At 50.2% G+C, this 19,411-nt stretch carries 15 protein-coding genes; 8 read left to right on the plus strand and 7 right to left on the minus strand.

Annotated features, from left to right (window positions below; translation table 11 throughout):
- Positions 1-37: 37 nt before the first annotated feature.
- The 8 genes from BP71_RS03135 (at position 38) to BP71_RS03170 (ending at position 8,935) form a co-directional block, all read left to right on the plus strand.
- Positions 38-424, plus strand: a complete 387-nt coding sequence (locus BP71_RS03135; RefSeq protein WP_496376504.1) for a winged helix-turn-helix transcriptional regulator — start codon at positions 38-40, stop codon at positions 422-424.
- Positions 425-519: 95 nt separating this feature from the next.
- The gene (locus BP71_RS03140) at positions 520-933 is read left to right on the plus strand and encodes a DUF6157 family protein (protein WP_496376506.1); all 414 of its coding nucleotides are present in this window, start codon (positions 520-522) and stop codon (positions 931-933) included.
- A gap of 317 nt (positions 934-1,250) precedes the next feature.
- Positions 1,251-1,823, plus strand: a complete 573-nt coding sequence (locus tag BP71_RS03145) for an alpha/beta hydrolase (protein WP_496376508.1) — start codon at positions 1,251-1,253, stop codon at positions 1,821-1,823.
- 100 nt (positions 1,824-1,923) lie between these two features.
- Positions 1,924-3,576: a PQQ-dependent sugar dehydrogenase gene (locus tag BP71_RS03150; protein WP_496376510.1), complete on the plus strand. Its 1,653-nt coding sequence runs from the start codon at positions 1,924-1,926 to the stop codon at positions 3,574-3,576.
- Positions 3,577-3,725: 149 nt separating this feature from the next.
- A complete protein-coding gene (locus tag BP71_RS03155) occupies positions 3,726-4,424 on the plus strand; it encodes an aspartate/glutamate racemase family protein (RefSeq protein WP_496376512.1) in 699 nt (232 codons plus the stop codon).
- A gap of 41 nt (positions 4,425-4,465) precedes the next feature.
- The gene (locus BP71_RS03160; RefSeq protein WP_496376514.1) at positions 4,466-5,023 is read left to right on the plus strand and encodes a dihydrofolate reductase family protein; all 558 of its coding nucleotides are present in this window, start codon (positions 4,466-4,468) and stop codon (positions 5,021-5,023) included.
- Positions 5,024-5,441: 418 nt separating this feature from the next.
- A complete protein-coding gene (locus tag BP71_RS03165; protein WP_496376516.1) occupies positions 5,442-7,241 on the plus strand; it encodes a hypothetical protein in 1,800 nt (599 codons plus the stop codon).
- A 32-nt stretch (positions 7,242-7,273) separates the two neighbouring features.
- Positions 7,274-8,935: a glycosyltransferase family protein gene (locus tag BP71_RS03170; RefSeq protein WP_496376518.1), complete on the plus strand. Its 1,662-nt coding sequence runs from the start codon at positions 7,274-7,276 to the stop codon at positions 8,933-8,935.
- On the opposite strand, the gene BP71_RS03175 is transcribed toward BP71_RS03170, so the two are convergent.
- The 7 genes from BP71_RS03175 to BP71_RS03205 all read right to left on the minus strand — a co-directional run bounded on the left by BP71_RS03175 (position 8,936) and on the right by BP71_RS03205 (position 19,371).
- Positions 8,936-10,504 carry a M81 family metallopeptidase gene (locus BP71_RS03175; protein ID WP_496376520.1) on the minus strand — a complete coding sequence of 523 codons (1,569 nt, stop codon included), beginning with the start codon at positions 10,502-10,504 and terminating at the stop codon, positions 8,936-8,938.
- Positions 10,505-10,633: 129 nt separating this feature from the next.
- Entirely contained in the window at positions 10,634-11,941 is a 1,308-nt protein-coding gene (locus BP71_RS03180) for a glycoside hydrolase family 99 protein (RefSeq protein WP_496376522.1), read from the minus strand.
- A 253-nt stretch (positions 11,942-12,194) separates the two neighbouring features.
- Entirely contained in the window at positions 12,195-12,884 is a 690-nt protein-coding gene (locus BP71_RS03185) for a DUF3823 domain-containing protein (protein ID WP_496376524.1), read from the minus strand.
- 132 nt (positions 12,885-13,016) lie between these two features.
- Positions 13,017-14,912, minus strand: a complete 1,896-nt coding sequence (locus BP71_RS03190; RefSeq protein WP_496376526.1) for a RagB/SusD family nutrient uptake outer membrane protein — start codon at positions 14,910-14,912, stop codon at positions 13,017-13,019.
- Positions 14,913-14,924: 12 nt separating this feature from the next.
- The gene (locus BP71_RS03195) at positions 14,925-18,068 is read right to left on the minus strand and encodes a SusC/RagA family TonB-linked outer membrane protein (protein ID WP_496376529.1); all 3,144 of its coding nucleotides are present in this window, start codon (positions 18,066-18,068) and stop codon (positions 14,925-14,927) included.
- Between the two features lie 360 nt (positions 18,069-18,428).
- Positions 18,429-18,692, minus strand: coding sequence for a hypothetical protein (locus BP71_RS03200; protein ID WP_496376531.1), 264 nt, complete (start codon positions 18,690-18,692; stop codon positions 18,429-18,431).
- Positions 18,693-18,732: 40 nt separating this feature from the next.
- Positions 18,733-19,371, minus strand: coding sequence for a hypothetical protein (locus BP71_RS03205; protein ID WP_496376532.1), 639 nt, complete (start codon positions 19,369-19,371; stop codon positions 18,733-18,735).
- Positions 19,372-19,411: the final 40 nt, after the last annotated feature.

Genomic DNA, 19,411 nt, shown 5'->3' on the forward strand with positions numbered 1-19,411 from the left:
TACTTACTTTTTGACAAGTACTTACCCGAAAGTATGTATGACTAAGATCAAGGAAAATTCAACCTATAATGCCAATCGTGAAATCGTGATGCAGGAATGTCCCGTCACCTATGTCATGAACAAGATCGGTGGCCACTGGAAACCCATTATTCTGTACCACCTCCTTGCCGGCAGCAAGCGATATAGTGAGATTAAGAAAGCGATGCCGCATATTACCGAAAAAATGCTGATTCAGCATTTAAAACAGTTGGAAAATGATCGGTTACTGATCCGGGAGGCAAAACCGGTAGTGCCGCCGTATGTTACCTATACGCTCACCGACGGTGGTCGGGAGCTTGAAACGGTGATCAATGCAATGGCAGAATGGGCGTACAAGGATATGCGCCGGGTGCAGGACTTTGCGGAGGCTGAAATGGTTGCGTAACTGTCCGGGCAACCTGTTTGACCAAAATAATGAACCCTGCTGACATAAGGTTGTCACCAGGGTGCTTATTTTGCGTTTCAAAAAACGGATTTGAAATGAAAGTACACACCACCAACTACGAAAACACATTCGTCGAAGTGGCCGACGACTGTCCGGCTTCATCCGGGGAAGTGCCGCCAATGAAAGGCGATGGCAAGACGATTGCGGGCATCCAGTACGATATGATCAGCAAAAATCCCTATAAGTTCACATCTGATGACGTGCTATTCCAGGTTTTTGCCGAGCGAAAAGACTTGACGGCAAGCGAACTGGAAGAGGCAAGAAAGCAGTTCTTCTCCAAAGGACAGGCTTGCATGCGCGCATCCCCGCTTACGAAACGCTACGGCTGGGGCGTTCACAACAACGAAGAAGGGAAGATAGCGATTTATGGCTGTGATACGCCTGAATACAAGCAATTTGTGAAGGACGAAGAAATGAAAACTGTCAAAGCCATGAAGTCGAGTCGGTAGGCCGGTTTGGTAAAAAACATGAATGCCGGGCATGAGCGTTGATATTGTGGGTTAAAGGCGCTTAAATTTGGATGTTTTCAACCTCATCGCTTTTATCGCATCCAGCTCATATGCCTGTTCATTTCCCAGTACGCTTCCTCGTAATTGTTTTTGTATTCCAATGCGCTTTTGCAACGCGTGCTTTTGCCCAAAAATCGGATAGAAGCCAATCTGTCAAACTGGATACATTAACCTGGATGGACACATCGCGTCACCGTCCCATACCGGTGGCCTTCTTTACTCTTCAGAGGGAAGCGCCGGTCGCAAAACAAAGGGTAGTGATCCTCAATCATGGTTACGGACAGAATATGGGTGGTGGCTATATTGCTTATTCATCCGTTGCGAATAAACTGGCGACTGAAGGCTATTTCGTCGCCAGTATTCAGCACGAACTTCCTACCGACAGTCTGCTGCCGATGAAAGGCGTACCGCAGGTTGTCCGGCGGCCATTCTGGGACAGGGGCGCGGATAACATCCTTTTTGTCATCAACCAACTCAGAGCGAACTATCCGACTTTGGATTTTAAACATATCACCTTGATCGGACATTCCAACGGCGGCGATATGGTTGCATTATTTCCACAAAAATATCCGGGTATTGCGGGCAAGGTAATTACGCTGGATAACCGCCGGATGGCGCTCCCCCGGGGCACGAAGCCACGCATTTATTCACTCCGTTCGAGCGACCAGCCTGCCGACGAGGGTGTTCTCCCGACAGAAGCGGAGGTGAAGGTAAACAAGATCACGATCGTCAAACTACCCAATACCAATCACAATGATATGGACGACAGCGGCACGGAGAGCCAGAAGAAGGAGATCAATGATTACTTGCTGAGATTTTTAGCAGAGTAACGGGCATTGAAGAGCACTTGTTCACCAGGCTTTTGGAGAAACAGCGAACAGGTTGGAGCAGAGTTTTTTATATTTACATCACTCCTCGTCCACTGCCGCCATGAAACAATCTGTTTACATTACCACCCTGTTATTTGCAGCCGTGTCCTGTTGCCTGGCGCAGCCGGCGATGGTAATCGAGCCGGTTGCATCCGGATTTATAAGACCGGTAAAAGTCACTCATGCAGGCGACAGCCGGCTCTTTGTGGCGGAGATCGGCGGGAAAATCAAGATCATCCAAAACGACAATATTCTTTCACCGCCGTTCCTCGATATCGGGGCCAAGGTCAACAACCCCGATTGGGCAGGAATTTTCAGCATCGCTTTTGACCCCGCATACCAGTCAAACGGCTATTTCTACGTCATGTACGTCGTGAAGGACCTTTTCGAGGTGCAGGTATCACGTTTCACCCGCTCCGCAGGCAACGCTGACGTTGCCGACGCCAGTTCGGAGCAGAAGGTGATTACGGTCCCGTATACCGATGTCCTCGGCGGCCACCGGGGCGGGGATATGGTTTTTGGGAGAGATGGCTTTCTATATGTTTCAACGGGGGATAATGGTCCTGGCTCTCGGGGAGTGACCGGTGATCCTGAAAATAATGCCCAAAATACCACCCGCCTGTTTGGTAAACTCTTGAAGATCGACGTCCATACTGCTTTGCCCGTCACACCAACCCCGGACAAAATTTTAGCAGTGGGTCTTCGCAACCCATGGCGGTTCAGTATCGACCGGTTGAACGGCGACTTCTGGATCGGCGACAATGGTCAGGACGGCTGGGAGGAAATCAACTATCTGAAATATCCTTTTGAGATAATAGCCCCTAACTTCGGTTGGAGCTGCCTGGAAGGCAATCAAAGCTATACGGCATCCCATTGCGCACCAGGCACCACCTACCAGGCGCCGAAGGTGACGTATCCCGGTTTTACCAACAACGGTGGACTCGACGCGTCGGTCATGGGTGGTTATGTGTACCGAGGAAGCCGCTATCCTTCACTGAAAGGTTACTATTTCTTTGGAGACTATGCGTCAGGGAAAATAGGGTTTGTGAATCCGTCTGGTGTTGCAACCGTAAATTCGGGCCTCAGCTATTCTTCATTGATTTCCTTCGGAGAAAATCAAGTGGGTGAGTTGTATCTGCTGTCGTTTCTGAACGGGACGCTGGCGCGTATGACGAGCCCGGACGATCCTTTGCCGGTAAAGCTTACATTTTTCCGGCTCCAGTGGCACGAGCGGTCCTTTGTGTTGGAATGGAAGACCTCATTTGAAAGCAATTTCGCCCACTTCGATCTGGAACGGAGCGACGACGGGCGTCATTTCAAATTACTGGAACGCATTACGCCGTTGGGAGCAGGCCGGACCTATTCATTCCCGGATCATACGTCGACAGCGAAAACCAGCTACTACCGGCTCAAAATGACCGATATGGACGGTAGTTACTCATATAGCAAGATGGTCGCAGGGATTAGCGGGCGGGCTGCGGGGCTTTTTGTATATCCAAACCCGGTTTTAAACCGGTTTCAAATTGAAGGCGTTCGCAAGGATTCGCGCATCGGGCTGTACAATGCGGCAGGCGATATGCTCTGGTCGGGAAATTCGGGGGCCGACGGGCGTATGCCCCTGGATCTGAGTGGCCGGGCGGCGGGGATTTACACGGTGACCGTCGATGAAGATGCTGCGGGCCTTCAGAAGAGTATTAAAATCATAAAAAAATGAGTGTGAATACGCTACGAATCACCATTTTTGATTCGAAATCACTCTAAGCCCTGAAAGTCCTGAAACCGGGCAAAGCCTGACCAACCCCCGGGCCTTTTCAATAATATTTAGCGTATTTTTGTCGATATCCACATCCTTTGCAGCATTTTATGAAAAAATTGGGTCTCGTAGGTGGTATGAGCTGGGTTTCTACCATTGATTACTATCGTTTTATCAATGAGGAGGTAAACGCCAGATTAGGCGGTATCCATTCCGCGGAATGCATAATTTATTCGGTGAATTTCAATGACTTTGTAACCAATAATACAGCCGGCCTGTGGGACCGCACTTTTGATTTACTGCTGACCGCCTGTCAGAATTTGCAAAAAAGCGGTGCCGAGGCAATTGTGCTTTGTGCTAATACAGCGCACGCTGTGGCCGACCGGCTGGAGCAACACATAGAGTTGCCCATTATTCATATTGTTACTGCGACGGCAGAAGCGATCCATCAAAAAGGTATGAAGAAAGTAGGCTTATTGGGGACAAAATTTACGATGGAAATGGATTTTTACAAGGATAAGATTCGGAGCCTGGGTATTGAACCGATGATCCCGGAGAACCAGGAAAAGCGGGACTACATCCAAGAAACATTGCGAGACGAGTTGGGGAAGGGGATCATCAAAGACGAAACCCGCCGGGAATACCTGAAAATTATCCACGGACTCATCGCTCAAGGCGCAGAGGGTATCATCCTGGGTTGCACCGAAATTCCGATGATCATCAGCCAGGAAGATGTGGAAGTGCCGGTCTTTGACACCACCAAAATTCATTCAAATGCGGCGGTTACATTTGCATTAAGCGCGCAATGACATAAATTGGGGGAAAATCAGCAGCAAGGAAGTAATATGGCATGAGAAAAATTATTCTGGACCTGGCCGTTTCACTCGACGGTTTCATTGAAGGGCCCAACGGAGAGATCGACTGGATCGTGATGGATGACAGCCTGGGAAATGGCCTGGTCGATTTCCTGAAAGAGATCGATACAATCTTTTACGGACGCGTAAGCTATGATCTCTGGGGACAGTACCAACCGGACGAAAATGCCTCGGAGTCAGAAAAAAAGCTCTGGGCAGCGGTTCACGAAAAGGAAAAGTATGTTTTCTCTCATCATCCGAATTTGGACGAAAAAGCGAAGTTCATCAGTACGGATATCGTTTCAGAAGTAGAGGGGATCAGGCAGCAGCCGGGTAAAGACATCTGGTTGTACGGCGGCGGTTCGCTGATCACTACCTTCATCAATCATGACCTGATTGATGTGTACCGGTTGGCGGTGTACCCTGTGATCCTAGGAGAGGGTAAACCGGTGTTCAGCGGGATCCGGAACCGGGTGGGCCTGAAACTGGAAGTCGTAAAATCCAGTCCGATAGGAGTGACAATGCTGCAATACTCAAGAGATCGCGCGGGCTGACCTTTGTTTGGTTGCCGGGAAAACTGGGTTCCTGTACCCGGGCTGATCCGGATTTGGGAACAATGAGACAGCTCAGCAGTGATATGAAATACCGAAAGGGGCCGCATTTAGCAGGAGAGTTTTTGTTTTGAAGTTGGATTTTATTTTTTATTGAAGAAAGGGGCCTTCCAATCACGAGTAATCCAAGTCCGGGATTCGTTTATTGATGGATTGGCCAACAAACTACACCTGCGTTAGGGCTTGTTGAATTGGAGAATTTGTAGTCATAAAACGGACCCGTCCGAAAGATAAGCGGCCACTGCCGGGGGCTGTTGAGGAATAGGGAGTGGTGAGACTTATTTTAAACCGTTTTATGACGGCTATGAGCAAAGACAACATACATCGAGCCTGGCGGGTCTAAAACCCGAGTTAGTAACACATGATTACCTTCCAAAAATCAAAGTTTATTAGTACAATCTTCTTTTTTATTCTGGTAGCGGCCATTTCCGGCCTTTACATATTCTATTTCCATTATTTCAGAGTGAATTATCCCCTCCATGAGGACAGTCTCATGGCTACATTTGTCCGTGAATGGGATTCGAGTTCTTGGGCGAAACGGCTGGACAACTGGGGTAAATTCACTTTCGGCCATCGGTATTACTATGCAAGGGCAGTTTCTTTGATTTCGGCCAAATTGAATGACGGAAAATTGGATCTTACCAGTACGATGACCGGCGGGATCTTGATGTCTTTTTTCTATCTGATAACATTTGCGTGGCTGTTTGTAAAATGCAGAATTCAAGTCATGTATCTGCTGCCCGCGGCGTTTTTGTTGTTTAATCCACAGCTGAGGTGTTATATTTTTTGGGCATTGACTAACCAATTGTACCTGCCTTCGCTCCTTTTTTCCATTATTGCTATTATGCTCGCAGCAGGAAAAGGTATGATCCGCTTCTTTCTGGCAGTTCTGAGCGCTTTAATAGCTGTTGGCAGTTTTTCCAGCGGCCTTTTGGCATTACCCGCTGTTTTAGTGGTTTTGTTGCTTCAAAGAAAATACATCCAGGCGGGTGTGTGGATGGCTATCGCTGTCGCGGTGTATGGACTGTACTTCCGAAACTATAACAATGTAGGCTGGGGGACCCCTACCATTCACGTTTGGGACCCGGGATTCACCTATTTGTACCGGATTCTCTATCTCCTGGCATGTACAGGGAACACGATTGCATTCGATACCGGGAATGTGCTGTCCGAGACGATCCTGAAAACAAAATTCTGGCCGCCCATCCTGTTTGGTGCGCTCTGCTGGGCGACATTAGGCTACGGAATATTTGTTGCGTGGTTTGGCTCTCTGATGCCGCAAACTTTGGTCGGCCGCCGCTTTCCGTCCTGGGCCAGTACTTCCCGGAACCAACAGGAATGGTTCGCAAAGAACCCGGAGATAAGACTATTTTTTACAGTTGTTACAGGTTTGCTGCTTGCGACGACATACCTGATCGTGATTGGCCGTACCAACATGAAGGACGGGAATCATATTTTTGAAGCGAGGTTAAAGATCTACCCCATTGTTACCCAAATTACCGCCTATTGTATGGCGTTAATGTTAGTACACCGCAGCAGGCGGGTACGCAAATGGTTTTTTGCAGTTGCGTTAATAGGGGCGACAGGTGTCTGGGCTTATAGCTATTATTTCTTGATCGCTGTTACCAACTATGAATCAAAGAACTTGTGGGCGCAAACGTTTAATTACCGACACAACAAGGATTCCTATCTGGCCGATTTTGGGACCTGGGGCGGAAGGACTCAGCAGGAGGCGAAAAGGCATTATGAACCAGCCCTTGCTGCCGGGGCGTTGGATCTTGATTTTTATGATTTTTTGAAAAATGCAAAACCGACCTCGGATACCGTCAGCATGCCGTCTGTGCGAGTGATACCCGACACGTCAGGAAACTATACGTTTATCCTGCAACCTTCTAATAGCGAGGGGCTTAATAAATACTACGTTTTGTTGCGAAACCAGAATTATGAGTTCGTCCTCGCTCTGAATCCATCCCGAAACTCGATCAGGGAGTTTTTACAGACTGGAATTTACTATGAGGGCGAACCTGCTGCTGGTATAAACAGGATCGGCCTGCCGCAGGGCACTTTCCAGGTTGGCGTTTTACATGACGGTGCCCAGCCCAGCTATCGCTATCAAGCCGACAGTATTTCATTTGTGAGACGTCAGAACGACTATTGGTAATCCATCACCATTTTAACACCATTAAAAGATTCATGAAAAATACAGTTGTCCAATGGGTTACGGTCGCATTTTTTGTTGCGCTGCTGATTATCGGATTTGTCATTCATCTCGATTACGGCAACGGAATAGATGACTCTATGGAGCGGGGCTCGGGACTGATAGGCCTGCGGTACATCGATCAAAGGCTGGGCCAGCCTCTCGGAATACCGCAAGGTCATTTGCCCGAATTATTGGAGTATGTTGAAAAGGACCATATCAATGTCATGCAACACTTTATTACGGCTATTCAAATTATAGCCGAGACCAGTGTTACAGGCAAATCGTGGGAGCAGGTCGTGCTTGGGATGCAGCATAACATCGGCAATCCGTTGGGTATGTCTGTCACGCATTTATCATGCTTCCTGATGTTTTTTGCGGGTCTTTTCAGCTTCTACCACATAGTCCTCGACCGTTGGAAAAGCCAGTGGATGGCATTGTGGGGCGTACTACTGCTGGGACTGTATCCCCGCATCTTTGCAGATGCATTCTACAATGTTAAAGATATCAGCCTGCTGTTTCTTTTTTTAGTTGGTTATCGGGTGTTGATGAAGGTGATAGACCAACCGGGATATAAGCATATCGGCTTGCTCGTTGTGCTGAGCGGTCTGGCTGTTGGGTGCCGGATCTTAGGTTTTTTCCTTCCGTTGGTGTCGGCTATTGTATTGTTTCTGATGATACTCGGAGGTTATCTGGGCACGCTTGAAAAATGGCTGCCCAAATTGTTGGTGTTTGGTTTGGGTACCTTGCTGGCGATCTATTTGTTCTGGCCGTTTTTATGGGAAGATCCAATCGGGCATATGATTTATTCGATTAACCGGATGAAGGATTTCCCATGGCGCGGACAGAATCTTTATCGCGGGGAGTTTTTGCCGGCGGGCAAGTTGCCTTGGCATTATTTGCTGGTTTGGATAATCATCACTACGCCACCGGTCTCTCTGCTGCTGATCATTATCGGTTTGGCTATCACAGGCGTGATGTTGTTGCGTCAATTCTTTTCGTTACGCAGCTCCGGTATTTCACAGGTGTTCTTGAAGGATCTTTCCGCATTTTGTCTTGGCATCCTTCCGCTCGCCATGATTGTGGTGATGCGCCCCACGCTCTATGACGGCTGGCGACACTTTTATTTTGCATTTCCTTTTTTGCTGTATTCAGGAATTGCGGTGATGGTGCTGGCAAGCAAACAGGGAAAGCTGCTTCGAAACATAGTGCAGGGATCCGTCATCGTTCAACTCATTGCTACTTGTTATTTTTTGATTGCGGCTCATCCGGTCCAGAATGTCTATTTTAATTTCATGGCTGACGACCCGCAGTTCCGTTACGAACTGGACTATTGGGGGCAGGCGCACCGGAAAGGTTTGGCATATCTGGTCAAAAAACATCCTAGTGGCAAGATCAAATTGGCAATGGACTTCGCTTGCATCAACAACCTCGGTTTTTTGTCGCCTGAGGATATAGCACGGATCGACGTTGTGCCCATTGCGGAAAGTGACTATTTCATGACCAATTTCAGGGGAATACCGACAGATCCCGCACGCGGAGGTTTCGCGTTCGACGTGAGCCTGATGCGGGAAAAGAAGTTTCCTTACAACCTGCCGGAGATATATACTGTAAACAGCCAGAACCTGAAAGTCCTGGCTATTTACAAAATGCGGTAGTTACTGATCCGATGCCGGTACCAGCTTAGCTTTCAGATCCGGATCTTTCATATCCTTATCCAATGGGAACATCGGGTGCTTGATACGTTTGTAAGGTAAGCGTTCGAGGTCCTGATCAACGCCACCGGGCGTCAGGGACAGGATCCAATCCGCACGCATGTTGTAAAGTTCGGGTTCAAGGTAGCCGATCTTGACCACTACGATGTCGGATTTGCGGGGATTTAGCCCCAAACGGGTGAAGTCCGCTTCCTTGTGATAGGGTTTGCGTTTTTTGGTTACGATCACATGTACACTACCGACTTTGACCACCACTTCCGTTTCTGCGTTGATATCGCCATGGTGAATAGCCTCGACGGTTCCGATTAGACGTATCGGCGGCGCAAAACGCGCATCTACTTTTGCTCCGGCGTGTGCGTCGATTTTACCGCCTACACCAGCTTTAACTGCGGCCTCCACTAGTTCAGGTCCGGGAATGGATGCATAAATGAGTGATGGACCATTCTCCGACTTAAATTCGGGGCGTTTCAGGACTTCAGTAATGGTCCAGGTAACATCACCGGCGCCACCCGCCGTAGGATTGTCGCCCGAGTCGCTGATGAAAAACGGGTGCTTGTCACTAGCCAATGCTTTCTCCAGTGCGCCTTTGAGGTGGTCTGTCGGGGCTACGAATGCGAATTCCCTGCGCACATCCCAGAAACTTTTGGCCAGCATTTCGGCGGTTCCGGTCACGGCGGTTTTGTCGTCACCGGTGACCATTACCACGGCGTGATTACGCGGTTCGTCGGCCCAGGCGTAGCCCACCCACATGGCAGCATCTATAATGCCGGGCTGTACCGAGGCAGGCGCCACTTTTGCGTAGAGTGATTTGCCGGGTTCAATGCGGGTACTGGTTTTTTCACCGGGAAGCAGAATGGGGACGGGTATCCAGGCTTTGTAAGCCGGCTTGCCTTTCCCGCTTTCGAGTCGTGAAAGCAGGTTGGCTACCGCACGGCGCTTGGATTGCATGGCATCTTCGTGAGGAGCCATGCGGTAACAGGTAATGAGATCTGTATTTTGGGCCAATCGCCAGGAAACGTTACCGTGCAGATCCATGCAGGTAGAAATCAGCACTTTTTTGCCAATTACTTCGCGTATGCGGACAATTAGATCACCTTCCGGGTCATCGAGGCCTTCGACGCTCATGGCACCATGGATGTCGAAATACAAGCCATCATATGGTCCGTTCTTTTTCAGAAGTTCCAACGTTTGTGTGACCAGAGACTCGTAGGCCTCGCGGGTCACCATACCGCCAGGCAGCGACTTCCCAACCAATGCAGGGAGCCATTCGGCGCGCTTGCGCAGATTGGAATCGGCTGACATGAAAGGGTAGGAGGTAAAGATTTGTTCGCCACGTTTGGCATGAAAAGCAGGTTCCTGCGTCCTTGCGGGCGAAAACGTGCTCGATTCGATACCCAACCCCGCAATCGCTATGCGCGGCAGAGCCTTGGAATTTTTTTCTCCATCAGCAAAAGCCAGCGTTTGCCAGCCTGCCCAAATGAAAGAAATGATCAGGGAAAATGTGATTTTCATATATTATGTTTTAACAAACAGGCTTTTCGCCTCTATTTTGTCTAAACATAATTAAAAATGGCGAAACATGAAGACAGAAGGGTGTTTCAGCAATTCTTCGCCTGCGCAAATTGCTGAACACCCCACCATCTACTTCCTGACGGGCTTCGTAATCCCATATCCGCTCTGCCCATGGAACCAGTTAGCACCTTGTCCAACTAGCCACAAATAGTAATCACCCGGTAAATCGGCTTCGATGCCCACAAACTTCCGATCCGCATTCAGTGGGGTTTCTCCTTCTTTTTGGGTCTTGAAAATAGCGGTGCCTTCATCCACCTCGTCGAACATGGCTACGTACAGTGCCTCCGCGCCGGACATCTTTGCACCGGCGATCTGCTGCCAAAGGAATTCGCCCTTGTTACGGGGGATCTGGTCATAAAGCGATGGGTCGTTTTTGAGATTACCCCAGCTGAAACCGGGAAATACAAGGGGCGCATAATCGATTTTGTTGGTTTTGCACCATTGCATGTCGGCCGGGAGGTTGGGACCCGCAACACCCGCGTAGGTGGAAGCATTGTATCGTCCAACGGCCCATGGCATAACGATATCAGCCTGCTTGATGACGGTGTGAAGCAAAGGCGAGTTCTCTGTGTCGCGGCCGAGTTCGCGCCAGTAATAAGGCACGCCCAAGAGAATGGAAGCTTTTTTCGCAGGGCCTTTTATTTTTTCAATCAGCTTCTGAATATCGGCGATCGTGTATTTCCGGCCGTCATTGAAGCCTACGCCCCATATCGCGAGAAGCGGACGGCCATTGTGCCGGAGGTAGGTCGGGTTTTCCTGGCCATCGAACAACCTGAACAGCTGTTGCAGTTCTTCCCAGTCCCTGACGATGAAATCCATGTCCGCTGACGTTGAGCCACTGAGGTCGTACATGATGCTGATAGCCCGTCCATATTTCTTCGAGGCCTTCAACGCATTGGCAAGAACTTTGTTGAAATGCCGCTTTCCACTTTCTCCCTTTACCTCTGAAACAAACCGCTGCATATATACACCATCAATACCATGCTCCTTCATCCATTTAAAATGCAGGTCGACGCTTTCTTCATCATAAGGGCTATACACTTTGGCCGTTTCGCCATTGGCATACTTGAAAGCGGTATTGTAGGTTTTGGAATACTCCGTCACATCCGGCCAGAAGTCAATGGAGGAAAAGCCGGGTTCGAATTTACCGGCTTTCTGGTAATGGTGCCAGCCGCGGCCTGCACCGTCACCTTCGGCGGTAAACCAGCCCTGGTAGCCGGCCATCACGAGCCCCTTGTAGCTTTTGAATAGTGAATGCGATTCGTCGTATTTTACTTCCCCGACGGGTTTGGGGTCTTCGGGCCTTTTGTCTTCGTCACCGCCTTTGCAACTAACGGAGACGATGGAAAGGCAGAATAGGAGTTTGAGTAATTTCATGGTTGAATTGTTGTCGGCAATTGGCCGTCGGCTTTTGTTTGAATTGTTATGTTGAGTTAAACTGAATGACTAACCAGGGTGTGGGAAAGAAGTGATCAATTTTTGCCGAGGCCGGCCTCGGAGAGGCCTCCTGTTTATAGAGATTTTGCTATAAACAGGAAGCAACTCTGTGCCCGCGTTGGTTTACTATGAACCGGGAGCTGCTCCTCAGTTTTCGATCGGCCAACGATAACCGAAAGCCGACCGTCAAACCCTACAATGCAACCCTTACCGGTTTCGCATAGTTAAACTTCGATTCCGGAGCGTCTATAATAGCGCCGGCGCGGAAAAAGTACTGGTTACCGGTTTTGAGGACGTTACTGTTCGAGGGCAGATCGATTTCCAGCTGGTACACCTTGTTGGGATCGATCGCACCGTTGATCTCCTGCTCGGCCAGTGCCACGCGGATGGGTTCGCCCACAGACGGTTCCGGGTGCGCGTAAAGGCCGATCTTCCTCACATTGTTGATCACTGTTTGCTGCAATTTGAATTTGGCAATAACTTTCGTGCCTACCTTTTCGATGCTGGCTTCTTTCACGCGGATATAAGGCTGCACTTTAAAATCGAGCTTGGTTTCACCTTTGACCGTCACTTCCTGAGCCGCCATCGGTACAAAATTCCCGCGTACCGGCGTGATCGTGTAGGTGTTCGCGAAAATCAGGTTATTGCGGTAAGAACCGTCGTTCTTGATGATCATCGTTTGCTTGGTCTGCGAAGCATAGCCGTGCTCGATGTATTCAATTGTGCTGCCCCGGATAATGTCCTGCTCGACAGGTTCATTGGTATCGACGTCCAGAAACGAGCCATACAGCTGCGAATCAGGCGCAGGGTAGTTATCGACGCTGCATGCACCAGCTGTGAACAACAGCAGCAGGGCAGAAATATGGGTGAATATGCGTTTCATTTTAGCTATCGGCTATCGGCAGTCCGCTGTCGGCTTTTTTTTTGCCTTGGCTTTCCTTGATGAGCCATGTTTGATGTTGTTAACTATGAAATTTTACGGGGCATAGCCGACTGCCGGCAGCCGAAGGCCCCTTCAATACTGTGGATTCTGTACCAATCCATTGGCTCCTATGCCGGGGATGGAGCGGTAGTACTGGCGGTAATCGAATGTGGACGGGTTGCTGCGTGGTACATTCATGCGGACGAAAATGTACTTCGCAGGCGTTACGCGCAGATCGAGGATCGGGAGTAACGCGTGGCGCATTGTGTTGTTGAACAGCGTGTGGTACTCACGACGCCGGATCAGGTCCCAGAACCGCTTGTTTTCAAATGCCAGCTCGACCCTTCTTTCGCGGATCACATTATTGATCGTCAACTGGATCTCGGTCTTATGCCCGGCGCGGCGACGGATGTCGTTTAATGCCTTCGCACCTTTTACTTTGTCCCCGGTTCCGCTTTCGGCAATGGCTTCGGCGTAGTTCAGCAGGATTTCGGCATAACGAAAGTCGGCGAAATCGGTGATACATTGGTTCCAGCCGGGCGCGATGTTGAGGCCTTCATTTAAAAACTTCTTGAAACTCACGCCGGTACGCGTGTTGTTGCCACCCCAGGTATCGAAGCCCGAATATTGCGTACGGTCTCCCGAGCCATAGGTATAGTACGTTTTGCCGTTGTGTGTGAACGGCTCTCCACCCATGACCTGCGCACTGCCATCCGGCTTGACGAAACCCGCCTGGATCACGATTTTCTGACCTTTCCAGGTCGTGCCCGGCAGGATCATCGTAGCCCACATGCGCGCGTCCTTGCCTTTGAAAATATCGTTTTCAGTGTCGAAGCGCTTGTATTGCTTCGCAGCATTGAAGCCGGTATAGTCGGCCTGGTCGTTGGCGGCAGCAGAGGTGGCGAGGGGCGCAGGCTCACCGGGTTTGTCATAGCTTTCGTACGCGTCCATCAGTTCCAGCGTCGGGTTCATACGGCCCGGGTGCGGCCAGCCGTTGGCAGTCTGGTTAGGCTGGAACCAGATGCCGTAGTTGTGTCCCGTTCCTGAGCCTGGTCTTGCGTAGCCTTTGATAAAAATCACCTCTTCCGGTGCATTGTTCGGATCTTCGAACAGCAGGCGATAGTTGTTGGCAGCTTCCTCGGGTGTGGCCGGTGCCGGCTTGTACAATCCGAATTTGCCTGAACTAATGATCGCTTCCGATGCATCGATGGCTGCTTTGTAGTATTCGGCAGCGGCTGCTTTGTCTAATCCCACCAGTTTCTGATCCACGGCTGTACCCGAGATCGGCGCGCGGTCTGCATATTTGGCGAGCGAAGCCGCGTGCAAGGCGGCGCGTGATTTCAGGGCGTAGGCCACCCATTTGGTTGCCCTTCTCTCACCTGAGGGCCACGAATCGCCGAGATTGGCGATGGCTGTATCGCATTCTTTCAGTACAAAATCCCAGGTCTCTTTCTCCGTGCTGCGCGGTACTTTCAGCGCTTCCACGTTTCCTTCGTATTTCTGTACTGAGGTGATCAGTGGCACGCCACCGTAACGTTTGGCCAGGGCGAAGTAGGTGTAGGCACGGATGAATGCGCTTTCGCCGACCAGGGCCTTATTCTCTTCCGCAGTGATGTCGAGCGTCGGGATAATGTCAATCAGGATATTCACATCCCGGATGAGCTTGTATCCCTGATCCCACCATTGAAAGTCATCGTTGCCTATAAAGTCGCCAAACTCAGTATGTACGGCTTCATCGGTGGACATCGCGGGTGCGAAACCACCGTTGTTCGGGTCGCCGGTATTCCAGTTGAAACCCTGGCGAAAGAACGTAAAGTCTTCGATCGGGAGCTGGTAGTACAGGTTAGCCATGTACAATTTCACGCCCTCCGGGTTTGAAAAGAGGTTTTCCCCCTGCAATTTATCCAGCGGCTGTTTGTCCAGCACATTGCCGCAGCTCATTGCGAATAGCAGCACAAACAGGGTTATGGTATGTTTTAAATATTTCATCATCAATCAGTATTAAAATTTGACATTGATCCCGAAGTTGTAGCTTCTCGTCACCGGGTAGGTAAGGCCCGCGCCGAACAGCCCTTCTACTTTTTCAGGATCGAAAGGCTTCACAAACGAATCGGCCCAGGTGAAGATGTTGTGCGCATTCCCATACACGCGAACATCGCTGATCCCGATCTTTTTCAGCCAGCCCAGGTTGAAAGTGTAACCCAGCTGTGCGCTTTTGAAACGCAGGTAGGAGGCATCTTTCCGCCACGCACCGCTTTCGGCATACATGGCACCCACATTGTAGTTGAAGCGGGAAGCAGGCCAGGTGCCGGGAATCCACTGGCCATCGTCGGACTGGCGCCATCTGTCATAGAAATACTCCGGCGTATTGCCGCGGAATGCGAACACTTCGGCATATACCTCGCGGAAACGCACGCTGTACTTGCCTGAGCCCTGGAACAATGCCTTGAAGTCGAATCCTTTCCAGGATGCGTTGAGGGTAACGCCATAATACAGTTTCGGATCACCGCCAAAGAACAGGGGTGTTGCATCGTTGCCATCGATGACGCCGTTGCCGTCTACATCTTTGTATTTGAAGTCGCCCGGGAGCTCGCGCGTGTTGCCAAGGTCTCCGTTTTGGATGGGCGCGTAAATGACTTCATCCTTGTTCTGAAATTGCCCTTCCAGTTGATAGGCCCAAACCACATCGTTCCAGCGGTTGGTCGCCCCGCCGCGCCATTTGTCCATGCTGCTCAGGAACTCGCCACGCTCGACATAGCGGTTCATCGTCCGGGCGTAGTTGAAGTTTCCGGAAATACCATATTTGAAATCACGGATTTGTCCACTGTAAGAGGCCGAGAATTCGATCCCCCGCACCCGGTCGCTGTTCAGGTTTTCTTCCGGTAGCGTGCCTCCGAAAGTGTTGGGAAGCGACACATTCCGACGTGCGAGCAGTCCCTTGCGATCGCGCTGGTACACATCGAATGTCAGATCGATTTTGTTATCCCAAAGACCGACATCGATACCCACATCCTGGATGTTGGATTTGAACCAGGTCAGTTTCTCGTTCACGATCGCAGGAGAGGCTGCGCCGGTGGTGTAGTTGCCGTTGGTAAACTCATAACCGCCGCCACCCGTGAGCGAGAAGCCAGGCACATATTGGAACGGAGCACCTGCATCAGCACCTACCAGACCATAGGACCCTCTCAGTTTCAGCATGGAAATGAAAGGAATGCGTTTCATGAATTCCTCTTCCGTCACCCGCCAGCCTGCCGATACCACCGGGAACAAACCCCAGCGGCGATCGGGATGGTAGCGATACGAGCCGTCATAGCGCGCGGCCACTTCAAGCAGATATTTTTCCTTGAAATCATAATTCAGACGGCCTACATACGACTGGCTGGCATATTCAGACTCGGAACCACTGGTAGTCTGGTTGTTTAATCCCGCCTGATCGATCTGGTCGTTGGTGAAAAATGCATACTCACGTCCCAACCCGGCCCAGCGATTTTTGGACTCCTGCTGCTCGTATACCAGCGTCGCACCGATGTTATGGTTTTGGGCGATCACTTTGTTGTAGAATAACTGACCCTGGAAAGTCACGCGGTTATTGTCGGTGTAGTTGTTGCCAATGCGTGACGGATTGCGCTGCGCATGGGCGGTGTATTTGTCCGTAGCCGCATCGTAGGTATACAAATTGTAAGCCTTCGAAACCGATTTTGCGCGGTAGTTATTGCTATCGTAGGCCACGAGACCCTTGATCCGCAAGCCGGGTACGAATGGGACGGTATAAGTTAATGCGAACGTCGATTGGAAGAACTTGTTAGCCTCCTGAGTGTAACCGGTCAGATCCCTTTCGGCCAGCGCAACCGGGTTGTAGCCACCACTGAGTAATGCCGGGTATTTCGGGTTGTCGTTGGCATAAGGACGCTCGGTGGGCAACGCAATGCGGGTTCCTTTATAGATATTGAAAAAGTTATCTCCCGGCTGGTCGCGCTTATCAAACAACCCTGAAAGAATCAGGTCCGCTTTCAGGTTCCGGGTCAGATCAATGCCGATGTTGGAGCGGAAAGTATATTTCTGATAGCCCATATCCCCGCTTTTCAGCAATCCATTCTCTTTCTGGTAACCAAAGCTGGTAAAATAGGTCACCACACCTTCACCACCCGATGCAGAGAGGAAATGCTGTTGCTGGCTGGACGATTTGTTTAAAGTCTCTTTGTACCAGTCTGTGCCTTCATAACCCGGCGCACCGCTGCGGAACTTCTCGATCTCCTCGGGTGAGTAAACGGGGTTTTCGCCAAGGTTCTTTGCCGCGTCATTCCGCATTTCGGCCCATTGCAATGCGCTGGTCATTTTCGGTACGTCGGTAGGGCTCTGGCGGCCGTACACCATGTTGTAACTGAATTGCGGTTTGCCCGGCTTACCCTTTTTGGTCGTGACGATCACCACGCCGTTCCCGGCACGGATACCGAAAATAGCCGCCGAAGCATCCTTCAATATGGATATGCTCTCGATGTCGTCTGGGTTGATCTTCTGGAATTCGTAACCGCCATCCCGCGCTACACCGTCCACGACATACAAAGGCTCTCCAAAGCCACGTATATTAATATTCGTGCTGAATGAGCCCGGTTCACCTGAGTTTTGGCGGATCTGCACTCCCGCCACCTTTCCTTGCAGGCTTTGTGCAAGACTGGTGTGCGTGGTGGTTTTGATTTGTTCTGAAACGATGTTCGATATGGCGCCCGTCAGTGTCTGCTTTCGCTGGGTACCATATCCCACCACGACCACTTCCTGCAACTCGTCAGTGCTGAGTTCCATTTGTATATTGAAATTCGTCCGGTTGCCGACAGCGATTTCCTGGCGTTTGTAGCCCAGGAAGCTGACAATGATCACCGAACCGGACCTGGGCACGGAGAGGGAAAATTTTCCACTGGCATCAGTGGTAGTACCTTTCGTCGTGCCTTGTAATACAATGCTGGCGCCGGGGATTGCGCCGCTTTTTTCATCCTTTACCTCACCGCTGATGAGCGTTTCATCGGAGGCGGTCTGTGCGAACGCGGCTGCCTGTACGAGCAGTGCGAGGCACCATGCCGCACAAACGTGCCAGAGGAGGCTCTGGTAGGTGCGTCGGCACAGGGGTTTTGATAGAAGTTGTTTTTTCATACCGTAGGGTTAATGTTCCTGTTCGTTTAAGTAAATGAATAGATTGGTTTTGGGATGGTACGGCCCGCGCCAGGGCCGCTGATCGTTTTGTTTATACACATAGTTTCTCTTTCCCTGCACGGCCGGTGCGGGGATCTCGCCGTAGTTAAATAGTGAATGGAATGAATGATAAGCGGTTGGCCAACCATGGGGTCAAAGTAATCGGGAGCTGATTAAGAAATGGTTAACAAACCATTAATGGCGCGCTTAATCAGACCGTTTTTTACATTATCCCGGTAAAATATTGGGCGATTTCGGGGTTGGGCAATAAAAAAGGTGCTCCGCCAATCTGACGGGGCACCTTTTTTATTCATCTATCGGCTATCGTTTCAACCCGGTATTCTCGTGATGATCCGGACAGTGGTCCCAATGTCCCCGGTGCTGCCAGGGCCCGCCGTGTGACGGACCGCCGCGGAAGGCGAAGATGTTCATCATTATGAATGCGAAAATGACGGCGATGGCCGCGATGCGTGCGCCGATGGTCAGGCTGCGGCGTTTGGAGAACGGTCCGTAAATGTAGCCGATGATGAATACCATACAGGCTACGAACAGAATGCGTGCGAAAATCAAAAATCCGAAAAACATGGTTTTGTTAATTTAAGTGAAACAATGATGAAGCGCATGATTATTTAAGCAGCACTTCGCTTTCGGCTTTGCCCCAATGCGGAGCAATACTGAATGTAGTTGCTGTGAGTTGCTGAATGGCTTTACCTGCAAGTTCCCTGGCCAGTGCTTTGTCGCCTCCCCACAATTTGGGCGTGTAATATTTCGTCCAGGCTTCCAGATATTGCGCCCTCGGGTTTTCAGGATCGAGTTTCTGGGCTTTTTTCAAAAACTGGTCAGAGAGCGGTCCGAACTGACGTCCCTGGGTCATCGGGTTGATAAAAACCCTGGTCCGGTAGATCATCGCCTGCACAACGTAGATTTCGGCCAGTACTTTACTGTCGTTTTTGGCCAGTGACTCGCTTTTTTTGATCTGCGCTTCCCCCCGGATGCTGTAAGGCTCGATTTTCTCGCCGTCGTCTTGGAGCAGGAAACCGGTTCTCGCATTGCAGAAGGCGGCATAGTAATAGGGTAGCCACTCTGTTTTTTGGGCATTGCCAAGCTGTACGAAAGTTTTCTCCAACTGCTGGAAATCGTTAACGGATCTGGCCTGGTCCAGTCTCTTCACAGCGGTTTCAAGCTGTGCATTGTGATCTGCGTTTTGCGCAAAAGTGAATGCGACGGTGCAAATGAGCAGGATGGCGGTGATGAGGCTTTTCATGGGATTTTGAATTTTGAATGAATGAATGGTTTTGATTTGA

The sequence above is a fragment of the Dyadobacter ginsengisoli DSM 21015 genome, assembly GCF_059568735.1.